At 48.7% G+C, this 14,918-nt stretch carries 16 protein-coding genes; 6 read left to right on the top strand and 10 right to left on the bottom strand.

Features of this window, described 5'->3' with window-relative positions:
* The first annotated feature begins 248 nt into the window (after positions 1-248).
* From ACTHRH_RS24790 to ACTHRH_RS24800, 3 genes are all read left to right on the top strand, one after another.
* Entirely contained in the window at positions 249-755 is a 507-nt protein-coding gene (locus ACTHRH_RS24790) for a hypothetical protein (protein ID WP_144941179.1), read from the top strand.
* A gap of 407 nt (positions 756-1,162) precedes the next feature.
* Positions 1,163-1,951, top strand: a complete 789-nt coding sequence (locus ACTHRH_RS24795; protein WP_144941183.1) for an MgtC/SapB family protein — start codon at positions 1,163-1,165, stop codon at positions 1,949-1,951.
* A gap of 242 nt (positions 1,952-2,193) precedes the next feature.
* A complete protein-coding gene (locus tag ACTHRH_RS24800; protein WP_144941185.1) occupies positions 2,194-3,027 on the top strand; it encodes an HAD family hydrolase in 834 nt (277 codons plus the stop codon).
* A gap of 394 nt (positions 3,028-3,421) precedes the next feature.
* On the opposite strand, the gene ACTHRH_RS24805 is transcribed toward ACTHRH_RS24800, so the two are convergent.
* The 3 genes from ACTHRH_RS24805 to ACTHRH_RS24815 form a co-directional block, all read right to left on the bottom strand.
* Positions 3,422-4,507, bottom strand: coding sequence for an efflux RND transporter periplasmic adaptor subunit (locus tag ACTHRH_RS24805; protein WP_440418116.1), 1,086 nt, complete (start codon positions 4,505-4,507; stop codon positions 3,422-3,424).
* Positions 4,508-4,583: 76 nt separating this feature from the next.
* Positions 4,584-5,927: an ABC transporter permease gene (locus ACTHRH_RS24810; RefSeq protein WP_379286113.1), complete on the bottom strand. Its 1,344-nt coding sequence runs from the start codon at positions 5,925-5,927 to the stop codon at positions 4,584-4,586.
* A 39-nt stretch (positions 5,928-5,966) separates the two neighbouring features.
* A complete protein-coding gene (locus ACTHRH_RS24815) occupies positions 5,967-6,716 on the bottom strand; it encodes an ABC transporter ATP-binding protein (protein ID WP_379286111.1) in 750 nt (249 codons plus the stop codon).
* 307 nt (positions 6,717-7,023) lie between these two features.
* Between ACTHRH_RS24815 and ACTHRH_RS24820 the strand changes: the two genes are divergently transcribed.
* Positions 7,024-7,560, top strand: coding sequence for a glycerol-3-phosphate responsive antiterminator (locus ACTHRH_RS24820; protein WP_144941193.1), 537 nt, complete (start codon positions 7,024-7,026; stop codon positions 7,558-7,560).
* Between the two features lie 96 nt (positions 7,561-7,656).
* Here the strand turns inward: ACTHRH_RS24820 and ACTHRH_RS24825 are convergent, their stop codons facing one another.
* The 7 genes from ACTHRH_RS24825 to ACTHRH_RS24855 all read right to left on the bottom strand — a co-directional run bounded on the left by ACTHRH_RS24825 (position 7,657) and on the right by ACTHRH_RS24855 (position 13,295).
* Positions 7,657-8,577, bottom strand: a complete 921-nt coding sequence (locus ACTHRH_RS24825; protein WP_440418119.1) for a prenyltransferase — start codon at positions 8,575-8,577, stop codon at positions 7,657-7,659.
* A gap of 185 nt (positions 8,578-8,762) precedes the next feature.
* The gene (locus tag ACTHRH_RS24830) at positions 8,763-9,122 is read right to left on the bottom strand and encodes a zf-TFIIB domain-containing protein (protein ID WP_379286106.1); all 360 of its coding nucleotides are present in this window, start codon (positions 9,120-9,122) and stop codon (positions 8,763-8,765) included.
* A 100-nt stretch (positions 9,123-9,222) separates the two neighbouring features.
* Positions 9,223-9,852 carry an ABC transporter permease gene (locus ACTHRH_RS24835; protein ID WP_379286104.1) on the bottom strand — a complete coding sequence of 210 codons (630 nt, stop codon included), beginning with the start codon at positions 9,850-9,852 and terminating at the stop codon, positions 9,223-9,225.
* A gap of 30 nt (positions 9,853-9,882) precedes the next feature.
* Positions 9,883-10,779, bottom strand: coding sequence for a glycine betaine ABC transporter substrate-binding protein (locus ACTHRH_RS24840; protein ID WP_440418121.1), 897 nt, complete (start codon positions 10,777-10,779; stop codon positions 9,883-9,885).
* 72 nt (positions 10,780-10,851) lie between these two features.
* Positions 10,852-11,517: an ABC transporter permease gene (locus tag ACTHRH_RS24845; protein ID WP_144941200.1), complete on the bottom strand. Its 666-nt coding sequence runs from the start codon at positions 11,515-11,517 to the stop codon at positions 10,852-10,854.
* On the bottom strand, positions 11,514-12,671 hold the full coding sequence (locus tag ACTHRH_RS24850) for an ABC transporter ATP-binding protein (RefSeq protein ID WP_144941202.1): 1,158 nt from the start codon (positions 12,669-12,671) through the stop codon (positions 11,514-11,516). Before ACTHRH_RS24850 ends, ACTHRH_RS24845 begins: the two co-directional genes overlap by 4 nt.
* A 96-nt stretch (positions 12,672-12,767) precedes the next feature.
* Complete coding sequence (locus ACTHRH_RS24855) at positions 12,768-13,295, bottom strand: DUF2179 domain-containing protein (RefSeq protein WP_144941204.1); 528 nt, start codon at positions 13,293-13,295, stop codon at positions 12,768-12,770.
* A gap of 182 nt (positions 13,296-13,477) precedes the next feature.
* On the opposite strand from ACTHRH_RS24855, the gene ACTHRH_RS24860 reads away from it, so the two are divergent.
* Positions 13,478-13,645 (top strand): hypothetical protein, encoded by a 168-nt coding sequence (locus tag ACTHRH_RS24860; RefSeq protein ID WP_186328491.1) that lies wholly within the window; start codon positions 13,478-13,480, stop codon positions 13,643-13,645.
* Between the two features lie 151 nt (positions 13,646-13,796).
* Positions 13,797-14,588: an endonuclease/exonuclease/phosphatase family protein gene (locus tag ACTHRH_RS24865; protein ID WP_440418124.1), complete on the top strand. Its 792-nt coding sequence runs from the start codon at positions 13,797-13,799 to the stop codon at positions 14,586-14,588.
* The last annotated feature ends 330 nt before the right edge of the window (positions 14,589-14,918 follow it).

Genomic DNA, 14,918 nt, shown 5'->3' on the forward strand with positions numbered 1-14,918 from the left:
TCCAAGCAGGAAACGACTGATATTGACGCCGATTCGCTCGCTTCTTAATGCTGTAGAACTTTTGACTGTCCAGAATAATATCATTAACATTCCTAAAAAATACCCTATTTTTCCAAATTACGCACTTAAGACCCATGTAAACTAAAGTCTATATATGGTAATATTTGTAACAATGAATGGTTGCGCAGCCATCATAATAATCAGAAGAAAGGATTTCATTAAATGATTAAGCCTTCAGTAATTTTGCGATGTTTAATGGTAGGTTTAATTGCATTTCTTTCCTTTGCTTCTTCGGCCCTGGCATCAGAGACAACAAAAATAATGTAGTTGATGTAAAAGACCTTTTACCACAATCTGTAATTGACAATTATAAGGGTTCTTTCAATAGTATTGACGAATTGCTAGCTTCTGCTGATATTACAATTAGAACTATTGATCCTGAAGACTACCCGGATGGTTTTGAAGGCATTAAGGTAAATAATGTTGATGAATTAGCTGCACTAGTATTATCTTCTAAGAATCAGATTAGTGAACAATTAGGTACAGCAAATCCGTATGATACCCAGGCCGATTTCTCTATTGCTGGGAGCAACGTTGTAACACACGACTATACAATAGGGGATTTTTACACCTACTGGGTTAAATTATATGCTACGATCACTTATGATGTTGGAAAATATCCACAAGACCGAGAAATTACTTCTTTGTCGGCTAACACCCAGTTGCATGGTTTTACTCTTGGGGTTTCTTGGTAACAAGGAAATGTTACTTCAATAAAAACTTCTGCTACAACATATAAGTCGACAGCAAATGGGACCCTAAGCTTAAATATTATTATTGAAGGGATCGGAAAAGTAATAGATGTTCCGGTAAGTGGTTCAACGACTGGAGGTATTTAGTATTAAGGGGCTGCCTTTTATCACAATAAATGGCGGCCTTTTTTTGTTTATTAAACTATTTGTGGACATCGAGCGGTTATATGCTCGAAAAACCATTGACATTTTGCCAAGAGTGCAAGCATAATAGATATACTGTGATTCCGTTTGGGTAGAGACGATGAGAGAACCCCGGAAACCATTAATGCCTTGGGATAGGTGTGGTTTCTGGTGGTCGGCTCATCGTCTTTTTGGCATATTGTTTATTGACGGGAAGGAGCAAGCTTATGAGTATCAATCCAGAACTCTGGCAGATCAGCAATTTTGATTTAACGATAAGAATCATTCTCGCTCTTCTTCTGGGGGGGCTTATCGGATTGGAGAGAGAGTGGAACAACCACGCGGCAGGTTTTCGCACACATATCCTGGTATGTGTCGGGTCGGCCTCGATTATGCTGCTGTCCATTTACGGATTCTCCGCATTTGTTTACGAGGCTAACGTTCGTACCGACCCGGCGCGGCTGGCTGCGCAGGTCATCAGCGGGATCGGTTTCTTGGGAGCAGGAGCTATCCTGCGCACAGGCCCTACCGTGTCGGGGTTAACGACAGCGGCGTCCATCTGGGTAGTGGCCGCGATCGGATTGTCCGTAGGGGCCGGCTTTTATTATGCTGCCATACTGGTCACCGGTCTCGTACTGATCAGTCTGTTTCTCCTGAACAAGTGGGAGAAGCATATGATGTGGCATCGTCGGACTCAGGAAATCACCCTGAGAATTGTTGACCGGCCGGGAAGCCTTGGAAATATAGCGACCCTCTTAGGCAATCATTCCATTCAGATCAAGAATATCCATATGGAGCATGAGCAGGGGCTTATGTTTAGCGAGGATGAGAACATCATCAAGATTCGGTTGACGCTGCAGCTTCTCAGTGCGGATAAGCTGGTGGATGCATTGGACGAATTGACACGCTTGGAAACCGTTCTGGCCGTAGATTCAGGTCATATTTCCGGCAGCGGCAAGTCGGGCAAAGGCCGGGCTGCATTTCAGAAGGGCAAGGGAATTAATAAAGCAGGATAATCCATTTATGTGGGTGGAGATGATGAGAAAACCCGCAGGCACGCCAGTTTCCTTGATTGGGATAGGGAACCGCTGTTGCTTGCGGTTTTTTATGCCGAAATTCGGGTTGGCATGATGATAAGCCTTCCGTGGTTTGGGCAGAGAGCAAAAAAAGTAATCGCATTGGGGTCATACACCTGTACTATTTGTTTCCCCAGGAACTGGCTGCCGGCAATAGATAAAGAACAAGGGAGAGAATGGACATGGGTGAAATCAAATTGATAGTCAGTGATTTGGACGGGACTTTGCTGTCCGCCGATCACCAATTAACCGAGAAGGTCCGCATGGCGGTCCGCCGCTTCACGGAGGCAGGAGGGATGTTTACGTTCGCTACCGGAAGGCCCGGCCTGACGGTACGGACGGTGGTCGAGGCGTTGGATATCGATCTGCCTTTTATTCTCTGTAACGGATCGGTGATCGCCGACCGCGAGCGGACGTTGGAAATGGTGCCTATGAAGCTAGATGATTTGATTCCGGCGATGGAAGAGGCGGACCGGGAAGGAATCTCGGTACTGCTGTTCGAAGAGAATCAGATTTCCGTATTCCGAAGAACCGAGGATGTGGATAGATTTGAGCATAAAGAAGGCATATCCTGCCGCCTGATTGATTTTACGACGGAGGAATGGAAGTCGGCCACATTGCAAAAGGTGTTGTGGATCGGCGATTTCCAGAAAATACAGCCGATATGGGATGCTTATTTACGAAAGCTTGGAAATCAGTATTCTGTCTTCCAGTCTGAAATCGACTTTCTGGAGATCATCCCGGAAAACCAGAGCAAAGGCCAGGCTCTTAAGAAGCTGATGAACAGACTTCACCTGAAACCGTCCCAGGTTATGGCTATCGGCAACCAGCTCAACGATCTGGACATGATCGAGACCGCGGGAGTCGGCGTCGCTGTGGCTAACAGTCATCCGTTATTAAAGGAAAAGGCGGATTATGTATGTCTGGATAGCTACGGGGACGGTGTTGTAGAGGCAATACATACGTTCTGCCTGCCATCCCGTCAGGAAAGGTCATCGGGAATGGGAGCGGGATAAGGAAGCGATGGGCTACAGTGTTGTCTGTTGTCCCTGTGTCACAGCACGCAGGGAGGGGACACATTGAGCGTAGAGCATTCACTAAAATTGGCCGGTGGAGCAAGGCTGCGCTGTTAAAAAGCAAAAGGCCTGCAATTCTACAGCAATAATGCAGGTCTTTTGGAAGGCTAAGGCGAGAATCGGCAAAAGATCAACATAAGTGCAGGTAAATTTTTCAATTCGGCTGATTTTCGGAATTTGGTGCGGATAGACATGCACTTTTGACTGTCTTTAAGGTGCTGGTGCTGTGCCAACAGCGTGTTGTTGCCCGAACCGCGTGCTTGTCAGATTCGAGCATTTTCATACGTTGGACGGACGTCCGGGAACCGAATGAACGACGACAAGGTCGTGATCCTTATTGGAGCACGACCTTGTCACCTTCTTGCAATCCTTCAATAATTTCCGTTTGCTCGGCTGTTTCGATGCCGATTTGGACGATTCTCTTCTCCGGCTCCGTCCCGTTAAGGACATAGACGAAATAATCATCTCCGTCTCTCTGGACCGTAATCGTCGGAACGACCAGAGCATTATCCTTCTGGTCGACGATGATCGTCCCCGTCAGACCGAGACCGGCAATCAGCCGGTCATGAGGCTCAAGCTCGACCGTTACTTCGAACTTCGATACTCCGTCGTTTCCGCTTTTGGCAAATTTGGATACTTCGGTAACCTTCCCTTTGAGCTTGTCATTGGGAAGCGCATCGATTCGAACGTCAACAGGCAGCCCCTCTTTAATCTGGAAAACTTCGTACTCTCCCACGGTAGCGACCATTTTTAACTGTGTTAAATCGACGATTTTGCCGAGCAGCTCCTGTTCGCCCACCCTCTTGGGCTCTTTCTTCTCATCGAACAGAAATATCCCGTCGGCTTTGGCCAAATATCGGGCTTCCGAGATCAGCTCCTGGGTCTCCTTGATTTCATTCTGCAGCATGGCAAGGTTGATTGAATCGAGCTTCTGCTGCAGCTTGTCTGTTTCTTTATCCGTATAGCGTGCGAAAGCTTCTTGTTCCCCAACGGAAGCGGCAGTAGTCCTTGATGAATCGGGAGCAAGGGATTGAACGGCCTGCTGAATTTTTTGCTCGGTTTGCATTTTATCCACATTGGCCTGTTTGACCGCCAACTGCTTACGCAGGTCGTCCGTTTCCATCTCGAACAGAAGAGCTCCCTCGCTGATTTGCTCGCCTTCCTTCACCGCCCAAGATTGAATCGTCCCGGCGAAAGGGGCGTAGACGGCCGTCTCGCGGATGTAAGACGATTTCCCCTTGACTTCGATTGTCTGCACAAGCGCTTCCTGCTTGGCCTCAAATTCAAGGGCCTGACTGTAGGACTGCGGTGCGGAAGCTTCCATATTGTTGACAGGGCGGCTCTGTATATAGAGAAAGGCGGTAATCCCGAGCACTCCGGCAATGAGCAGCACCGGAATCCATCTTTTTTTCTTGCGCATCAACCTTAACCTCCTAGACATGATGAAGCATTGATAATGGTCTTGACACTATTCCAAAGCAGGAGCTCTGCGTTTCTCATTCCCGTTTGATGGCCGTAAGAGCGTCCGTTCGGGAGGCCTTGATGGCAGGGAAGATGCCGGATAACACCCCTGTCAGTACGGCGAAGAACAGGCCGACCGGCAGAATCCAGAAGCTGATGAACAGCAGCTCTTCACTAGAGCTTCCTTCGGAAAACTTCTGAACGACAATATTGATCAACCAAATGACCCAGTACGATAACACGATTCCGGCGATTCCTCCCAGCAGGCCGAGCAGAGTGGACTCGACGATAAACATATTTCGAATTTGCCTCAAGTTCGACCCCAGTACCTTCATAATGCCGATCTGCCTTCGGCGCTGATAGGTGGACATCGTCATGGCCACGATAATGGAGATGGACGCCACGAATAGAATGAACAGTCCGATTCCTCCGAAGACCAGACGGACGATGACAAATTCCTGCTGCATGGACTCCTGCCGCTGCAGATTGGATTGCGTGTTCAGCTTCAGCTTGCGGATCCATTCTTCCGTTTGCCGCACATGTTCGACCGAATCGACCTTAGCTTTGATGCTTTTCTCTACGAACCGGTTTGCGGACCTGCTCTTTTGCATGGCTTCCTGGATTCTCTCTCCAAGCTCAAGCGAAATATACGCTGTCCGATCATAGCGAACCATAGAATCCGGCATTCCCTCCGGCTTCTTGAGAATTCCGATTACCCGAACCGGGAAGGATACGGTTTGCAGGGTTCCATCCGTCTGTACGTCGGCAAATTCCAGCAGAATAGTTTTTTGATACAGAGGGTAGGGGATCAACGGCTCCTCCTCACGAGAAGAGGAAATGCGCTGAGACTGCGTTCTGCGAATGGCCGCAGTTCTTTCGTCGTATAAATTGACGGTGGCCCCATAACTCAAGATAATGGCGTTATTCAGATCCTGATAGGCCCCCTGCTGCAGCTCGAAGCCAAAGTCCTTCATGGCGGTCAAATCGGTCGCTATCAGCTCGGCAGAGCCCTTCTTCGTGGAATCAGCGGTGAAGTTGAAGTATTGAAGCCTGTTGAAAGGCGCGATGCTGATCACATTAGGCAGCGACCGGATAATCTCAATTTTCTGCTTGGAGATGTCGTAAGCGCCTGAGGTGGAGCGGGAATCCTTATTTTCGGCGGAGTCGCTTGAATCTTGTCCCGGATAAATTTGAATCTCGTCGGTTTTCAAGTAAAAGCCGATTCGCTGCTCGCTGAACTGAGTCACTGATTCCCCGAACGCCAGCGCAACGATAATCGAGGAAGAGCCGATGGCAATGCCGATCACGCACAGCAATGTGACGACCAAACGGCGTTTTAGCTGATCCCAGCCCAATCTTAAATAGTCGGTCCATCTCATAATGCATATCCCTGTCCTTTATTTATACATTCGATTATGTCACGTCCCTTGTTCCTCGTTCATAAATGCTTCATTCCCGGAGACCGCGGGAATAGCAGGGCCGGTTATTGCTCTGCCGCGAGTATCTTCGGTCAACTCGCCATCTTTCAAATGAATGATTCTCCCTGTTTGCATAGCCACTTCCTGTTCGTGAGTAACGATGACGAAAGTGATTCCGGAGTTAGCATTCAGGTCGATCAGAAGATCGATAATTTCTTGTTCGGTTTTGGAATCCAGATTTCCGGTTGGTTCATCCGCGAAGACGATGGCCGGCTCCGTAATAAGCGATCGGGCAATGCTCACTCGCTGCTGCTGCCCTCCGGATAATTGGGAAGGGAACAGCTCTGTTTTGTCGGCCAAGCCGACCTGGCTAAGAAGCTTCATCGATTTTTCCTTCCTCACAGACGGTTTAACGCCATGGAAAACTAACGGAAGCTCTACATTTTCCCTGACGGTGAAATGAGGGATTAGCTCATAAGACTGAAAGATAAATCCGATATGGGTTCTGCGAAACTCGGCCAGCTGGTTTTCATTCATCTTCTCTATCGGTTGGCCGGAAATAAGGATCGAGCCTTCGGTAGGCTTCATCAGTCCCGCCATAAGATTTAACAACGTTGATTTCCCCGAGCCCGAGCTGCCCAGAAGCGAAATCATTTCTCCTTTGTCAACGCGGAAATTGATCTCTTTCAACACGGGGGTTTGTTCGGTACCATTCTGGAAAGTATGGGATAACTGTCGTACCTCAAGCATGCTTTGCCTCCGCTTCGGTATTGGAATGTTTGTGCAGCCAAGCCGGCAAATCTATATATCGGGTGCCGATGTTGGCTTTGTACCCTGTGGGCATACAAGAAACCGGAACTTCGCACGTCCTGTCAAGGCGCACTTCCTTATACAAATCTCTCAAAAAAATTTTACGCTGGAAATATTTATGTACTTTAATAGTATACGATTTGTGAATTGCCGGAAGCAAACCGTGACCTTAAATGGCGAAAATTATGGTAAACTAGGATTATTAGTGCTTTGGCCGTTATTCTATAGAAAAAGGCAGGTTGGAGATATGGATCACAATTCTATTATTGCTGCCATGACGAAGAAAGAGCAGCTGGATGAAGTGAAGAACAGCCGGGTCAAGAAGGTCATTCTGATGTCCGGTGATATTATGAGTCTGAAGGAAATCATTTTCCAACTGCACTCGACCAATAAGGAAGTATACGTGCATATCGAAATGGTGGACGGAATCGGGCGGGATGCTTCGGCGGTTCAATATTTGGCTGAGGTTTTCCGGGCGGACGGGATTGTATCGACCAAGAGCAATGCTATCTCCGCCGCTAAATATGCCGGCTTGAAGACGATTCAGAGGGTGTTCGCGATAGATTCGGGTGCTTTTGAAACCGCGATCAAAATGATTGCGACCAGCAAGCCGGATAAGGTCGAGCTTATGCCCGGCCTGATGCCCCGGGTGATCAACGAAATGAAAAGAAGGATCAACCGCCCGCTCATTGTCGGAGGATTGATCCGTTATAAAGACGAAATCGAGACCGCTCTCAACAGCGGCGCCGATTATGTGTCTGTTGGCGACCCCGAATTTTGGTAGGGGTCTTTTTTTGATAGTTTGTGAGGTTATTTACAATTGGCGAAAGACCGCGATTAACGTCAAGTATTACCAAGTATTATAGAATAATGTCGAACATTACTGCAAAAAGCCTTGCAGCCACAATGAAGCGCTTATGATAAGCCCGGTGTTCACACTTGCTGATAGCGAGGCTTTCATAAGCGGAGCATAGGCGGCTGGAGGATTGCTCCCTTGAAGCTGCCTGTAGACCTTGAGCAGCCGGTTCGCTGTGATCAAGGCGACCAGTGAATAGACGGGCAGGGCGCCGAGGGCGACTGCAAGCAGCAGAAAACCGTAGCTTGCGCCAAAGATAGCCAGCGACACTTTCTGCGCGCCGTTCTCTCCAAGCACCACTACAAGGGTGTTCTTGCCGGCCAATCTATCGGCTTGCCAATGCAAGAAATGATGATTGAACAGGATTAACGTCGTCAACCCTCCGATAAGGAAGGAGGCCAGTAAGGCGCGGGCATCGAATTGCAGCGCTTGAACGTAATGGCTGCCCAGAACGGGAAGGATGCCGAAGCTGACGAAAATCGAAATTTCGCTCAAGCCCTTACCTCTGTATCCGTAGCGGATGGGAGGAGCAACATAGAAGTAAGCAAGCAGCGCCCCGATCCCGCCATACACCAGAACCATGCTTCCCCGAAAATAGATCAGCAGAATGCCGCATAGTAAACTGATGCCGAACAGTGCCCAAGTCATTCTTGCGAAATTGGATTCCGACAGCTTGCCGCCCGTCAGCATGCCGGAATGGGTAGAGATCGTTCCGGGCTCCGCATGTGCCGCAATATCGGCGCCGCTGCGGTAATCCCACAAATCATTTATCATATTGGAGAATAAGTGCAAGGCAACCGCCCCCAACAGAGTGACGGCGAACCATTTCCAATCAAATACATGATTCCAGGCATAAGCTCCGATGCTGCCAATCATCACCGGCAGAATCATGACAGGGATCACTTGAAATCTTGATGCTCTAAGAAACAGCTTGGCCCGGCTCATGGATGCCATCTCCTTTTCACGTTGCTTTCCGACTTCTTTTTTTGCCCTTATGCAGAGGACATATTCTCTTTTCTATCATAACACTAGCCTCAAAAGTGAGTATATAGCCATCTTTTGCCGCTAATCAAAGAACCGCCCGGTCGTTGACCGGACGGCTCCAAGTTCTCTGCAGCATTCATACCTTTTTAATCAAACAAATCTTCGAATATATCAAAAACATTTTTCTTCTTTTTTCTTTTATGCTTGGGAGGATAACCGTGCCGCTCGTCCTTCGAGGGGTAGGAATCCCGATATGGACGGCCTCCGTCCCGTTCGTCGTAGCTGTAACTGTCCGGCCGCCGTGTTTCTCTGGCATCGAGCCGGTCGGGCTCTTCGCGGTCATACCACTCATCATACTCCGCACGCAGCTCCTGAACGCCTTTCATCAATTTCTCTAGCTCGCCGCGGTCCAGCCATACTCCTTTGCAATCAGGACATACATCAATCAGCACTCCGTCCTTCTCAACCTCACGCATCCTAACATCATTGCAAATGGGACATTTCATACGAAACCCTCCAATATTAGAGTAGGTCAAGCTGCATAATCAACCTGAATCTATTATGCCAGTTTGGGAGGACCGGTTTCAAGAAGACCTCCTTGGCATATTACTTGTCAAATTTTAGTCTCTTCTGCAGTTTGCCGAGAACAATATCGGCAGCAATAGCCAGCAAAGCCGCCGGGATAGCGCCGCCGTATATACGCAGATCATTGCGGTAATTAATGCCGGAATAAATTTCACGGCCAAGTCCGTCCCCGCCGACGAAAGGAGCCACTGCCGCGACACCGATGGCGATGACGGCCGCGACCCGAATTCCGGTCATAATAAACGGAAGAGACAATGGAAGCTGGACTTTGATTAGAATTTGCAAGGGACTCATTCCTACACCGCGGCCGGCTTCGGTCACACTGGAGTTAATTTCGTTCAATCCGACATAAGTATTGCGGATGATCGGAAGCAGGGAATAGAGGAACAGTCCTACGATGACGGTCTGTGAACCTAATCCTAACAAAATCATCAGCATGACGAGCAGCGCAAGACTGGGAATGACCTGGATGACGTTGGCAATGGTGAGAATGACGGCAGCCAGCCTGCGGTCCAGGGAACAGACGATTCCGAGAGGAATGCCTACGATCAGTGCAAAGAGAACCCCAAGAACCACCATCATGATATGGTCATAAGTCAAATATAATAAATCCATCCAGTTTTCGCTTATATACTCCATAAATCTATCCATAAACATTCCCCCTAGACTTCTTAAATGAGGTTACTTGAGCAAGCCCAATTTATTTAGAAATTCGCGGGCGACCGCTTTCTCACTGCGTTTATTAATATCCACTTCGTAATTCAATGAGGTCATCGTATCCTCATCGATCTTGCCGACGAGCTGCCCGATGATATCATTCAATTCCGGATGCTGTTCAAGAACTTCTTTTCGGATCACAGGAGAAGCATCGTAAGGAGGGAAGAATTGTTTATCATCTTTTAACGTAGTCAAATTAAATTCTTTCAACCGGGGATCGGTAGAGTAGGCCAGCACAATATCGACCTCGTCATTAGCAACGGCCTCGTATACAAGCCCGATCTCCATAGGGAACAGCTCCCCGAATTGGAGCCCGTATGTTTCCGAGAAGGCCTTATAACCGTCGTCATTCCGCTCCAGCCAGGAAGTATCGACGCCCAGCCGCATTGTGGAGGCCAGATCTTTAAGATCGGAAATTTGCTGCAAATGATTGTTCTCGGCTTCCGCTTGACGAACGGTGAAGGCATAAGTGTTCTCAAAGCCATAAGGATCGAACCATTTGAAATTAAAATATTTGTCAAACCCCTCCTGGGCTTGCCGCAGCACATCCTCCCGGCCCTTGCTTTCCTCAACGGGAAAGTGATTGTTAAAGATTTCCCCGGAATATAGCGTAGCCATTTGAATGTCATTCTTCTTCATGGCGTTGATGATTACCGGGCTGGAAGCCAAGTCCGGCATCGTTCTAACCTTCAAGTCCGTTTGCTCCTCAATCAGGATTTGGTACATGGCAGCAATAATTTTCGTCTCGGTATAGGTTTGCGCGCCGATGACCAATTGGTTTTTACTTCCACAGCCGGTCATTCCCGCCATGACGGCGGCCAGCAGCAGGATTCCGACTGCCTTAGTTATATAAACTTTCATAGAATACCCCCGTCTGTAATGGTTTACGGTCCCGCCTTATTGGTCTTGGTTCTAAGAGAAAGTTTGACCTTCTCAGCTTGGATCCGTCGAAGCTTGAACCTTCATGCGGCTTGACACTGACTTCTCCAGCAACCCGAACAGAAAGTCAATCAGCAGGGCCAGCAGCACGGCAATAACCGCACCGGTAAAGATCAATTCCTTCTTGTTGACGGCCAAACCCGACAGAATAAGTTGACCGAGCCCGCCGGCGCCAATCAGAGCGGCCAGAGTGGTCCAATTAATAATATAGACGGCCGTGATCCGGATTCCCGTCATGATATAAGGGAAGGAGAGAGGCAGCTGGATTCGCAGCAATCTCTGTCCCGCACTGTAGCCCATTCCGCGAGCGGCCTCCAGTAGGTTCCGATCGACAGCCTGAAATCCCGAATAGGTGTTTCTCATTAGAGGCATAAGCGAATATAGAAACAGGGCGATGATGGCTGGTTGGGTACCGATGCCGAACAATGGAATGAGTAGAGCGAGAAGAGCCAGGCTGGGGATCGTTTGAAGGACATTAGCAATAGTGAAAATAACCGAGTTAATCCATTGAACCCGGTTGGCGGACAGCCACACCCCTACGGGAATAGCGACAAGGCAGCCAAACAGCATAGCGGCGGAAGCGATCATTAAATGTTCCTGAAACGCTTTCCCAATATCGGGGAGACGATCCATTAGAAATTCCCAAATCGTTTGGTTCATCCCGTAGCGCCCTCCTGTCCGTCAGTCGGAGTATACACGTCGGCGATGTGCCGAACGATGCTTCCTTTCGTTATCAAGCCGGCGAATTGATGGCCGTCACGAACGACCGGAACGTAGGGCAGATGATGTTCGTTCATCAGATTAAGAGCAACAGCCAGGGAAGTACCGGTCGGGACAACGTGCTCGAACGGCTTCATGACGTCGGCCAATGTCATATTCTCTTCTCTGAACCTGTCCAGAACCTGAAAGATGGAGGCGTGGCCGAGAAGTTTGTTGTTTTTGTCTACTACAATGAGGGAGTCGACCCGTCTTCTTTCCATAATTTTGATCGCTTCCGCCAATCCGCGGGACGGGAAAGCGGTCACGGGCTGCTCTGCCATGACTTCATCCACCGTAGGAAGCTCTTCAGGATGCTCGCCGCCGTTCTGAAGGCGCTTTTTCCCAACGAAGCTCTTGACAAAATCGTTAGCCGGATGCCGCAAAATCTGCTCCGGGCTTCCCTGCTGCACTATTTCTCCGTCCTTCATCAGCACAATGTTGTCGGCGATTTTGATGGCTTCATCCATATCATGGGTAACGAAAACGATCGTTTTCTTCAATTCCTGCTGCAGCCGGATCAATTCATCCTGAAGCTGTTCCCGGCTGATCGGGTCCAGAGCGCTGAAGGGTTCATCCATCAGAATGATGCTGGGCTCGGCAGCCAATGCGCGTATAACTCCGATCCGCTGCTGTTGTCCTCCGCTCAATTCGGACGGGTATCGGTTCCGGTAAGTGTCCGGATCGAGGTTAACCATGGTTAACAGCTCATCCACCCGGCGGTCGATACGTTCTTTATCCCATTTGAGCAGGCGGGGAACGACAGCCACATTCCGGGCAATGGTCATATGGGGGAACAACCCGATATTCTGAATGACATAACCGATGCTTCGGCGCAGCTCTACCGGATCGATCTTGGAAATATCCTTGCCGTGAACATAGACCTTTCCTTTGCTCGGATGGATCAGCCGGTTGATCAGCTTCATGGTCGTCGTTTTCCCGCATCCGCTAGGGCCGATCAGCACGTTGATGCCGCCTTCACTGAATTCCAAATTGAGGTTTTTAATGGCGACAAATCCGTCCTCATACGTCTTGTTTACTCCTTCAAATCGAATCATTCTTCGTAACCACCCCATCTATTTAGTTTTTACCGACTAAGCCAATTACCCATTTTTTACCCTTTTGAAACAGAAAAATGGAAAAAATGAGTGACATTATTCCCGTTCATGGAGCCTCTTGGTCCAAAATCCGCCGCGAAAGAAACGGGGCTCGTAAGAAATGACGAATGCTTTGGGAGCAAACTCCTGAATATACTGCAGCAGCTTCTTCTCGTTGCTGCGTTTGGCCAATACCTGCATAACCAGGCGCGGGCCATCCCTTCCTTCAGCGGTCCAACTGGTTACCCCGTACCCTTTATCCCTCAACCGGGCAGGCAGGCTGGTTTCAGCAGAGTTGACTACAATTTGCACGGTGGAATAACCGAGCGCCAGCCACTCCTCAATTCGGATGCCAAGCCAGACGCCGCTTCCCCAGCCGACGCAGTAGGCAATCAGATTTAGCGGCTGATCGATATTATTTAAGACAATATTTAAGCCCATCAGATAAATAAAGACTTCCAGCATGCTGATTAATGAAGCGAGCAGCCTTCTCGATTTCATGACTAGTATAATCCGAACGGTGAACAAGGATACGTACACGATGTTGATAATAATGATGGTCAAGAGAATGGAGTTTCCAAGCAAGATATCGAACCCCTTCCTAAAAAAAGATAGTCAACGGTTATTACCCTTTACCTTCCAGTATGTAACTAGGATGCCTCTTATGCCCTTCGCCTATTTTGTACCGGCTGCCAAAAAGCCGGTCATAAATCAGATATTGATGAATACAATGATTTTGTTGTGAATTCTCGTGATGAGGTGAAGAAATGTTGGTTATGGAATTGCTGCGGCCCGTCAAACCGGCCAATGAGACCGAGCTTAGGAAGAGAGAAGAAGTGATTCGCCATCTAAAGCAAAATTACCGCGGATTATATCACATTCATAAAGATTACTCGGTTAAATCGGATAAGGCCAAATCGACAAACCGGCCGTAATAATAAAACCTGGGATGTACGGATCTCAGGTTTTTTTGTGGCCTTTTTTGTATAAAATGAATTCGCTTCAAGCCACAGATATGGTATGTTGTTGACAGTAAAGAAGTATTTTCAATTTCGAGCAAGATTATAAGTATGGAGAGGTGGCAGTATGGGCGGGGTTCACAATTTCGCAGTCATCAAAGTGATGTCTTTCAATATTTATCATGGGGAAGGGCTGCTGGACGGCCGGCTGGACTTGGGGCGCATAGCGGAGGTCATCCGCGATAGCGGGGCCGATGTGGTGGGAATGCAGGAAGTAGACAAGCATTTCTCCGAACGAAGCGGGTATGAAGATCAAGGCCGGCTTCTGGCTGAAGCTTTGAACATGAATTATGCCTATGGCCCCAATCTTAGGCTGGAATCTTCATCGGCAGATGAACCGGACCGGGAGTACGGCACCTTGATCTTAAGCCGGTTTCCTATCGTTCGGCAGTATAATTACCCGCTTCCCGGGGAGACAAGCGAAGGACACCATAATGAGCCGAGAGGGCTGCTGGAGACCATTCTGGATGTGGACGGCCGGCCCGTCTTGTTCTTAAATACCCATCTGGGGCTAGGTGAACAGGAACGCAAAGCCCAGGTAGACTGGATTATCCGGAAATATGGCCAAAGTCCCGAGCCGGTCTTGTTGACGGGAGACTTCAATGCCGAGCCATCCAGCCCGGAAATTCTGAAATTGAAAGAAGTGTTTCAGGATGCTTTTGAACCGTTCGGCCTCCAAGACGAGCCTACCTTGCTGGAGAAGGATCTGTCCGGAGAGGACCCGTCCGGCTACCGGCTTACCAAGCGGATTGATTACGTGTTCTCTTCCGCGCAGATAACGCTCATCGGTGCCGAGAGAATCAGCCGCGTCGTCTCCGATCATCTGCCGGTAACGGGGACCTATCGGCTTACACTTTAGGAGACGGCGCCCAAGTCGGCGGTTCATCCGTAGTTAGATGCGGTTGTTTTCCGGGAGAGTATGATCAATCGAGCAGTCGCTGCATGGGCCATGTGCTGGTGTCGTACAAGCAGTCTCTCGCAGAATGGCGCTCTAACTGGATTTCATACAGTTAGTTTGTACTCTCTGAAGCGAATGATGGAAACTAAATGGAAAATCCGCCTATTTATATTTTCTGCTGGTGCCGTATAAGCAGTCTACTCGCAGAATGGCGCGTCTAACTGGATTTTGTACAGGTAGATTCAAGCGAATGGGCGAAAATGATCAAACTAACTGGATAAACTACAGTTA

This window comes from Paenibacillus sp. SAFN-117 (genome assembly GCF_051966115.1).
Lineage (GTDB): Bacteria > Bacillota > Bacilli > Paenibacillales > NBRC-103111 > Paenibacillus_L > Paenibacillus_L residui.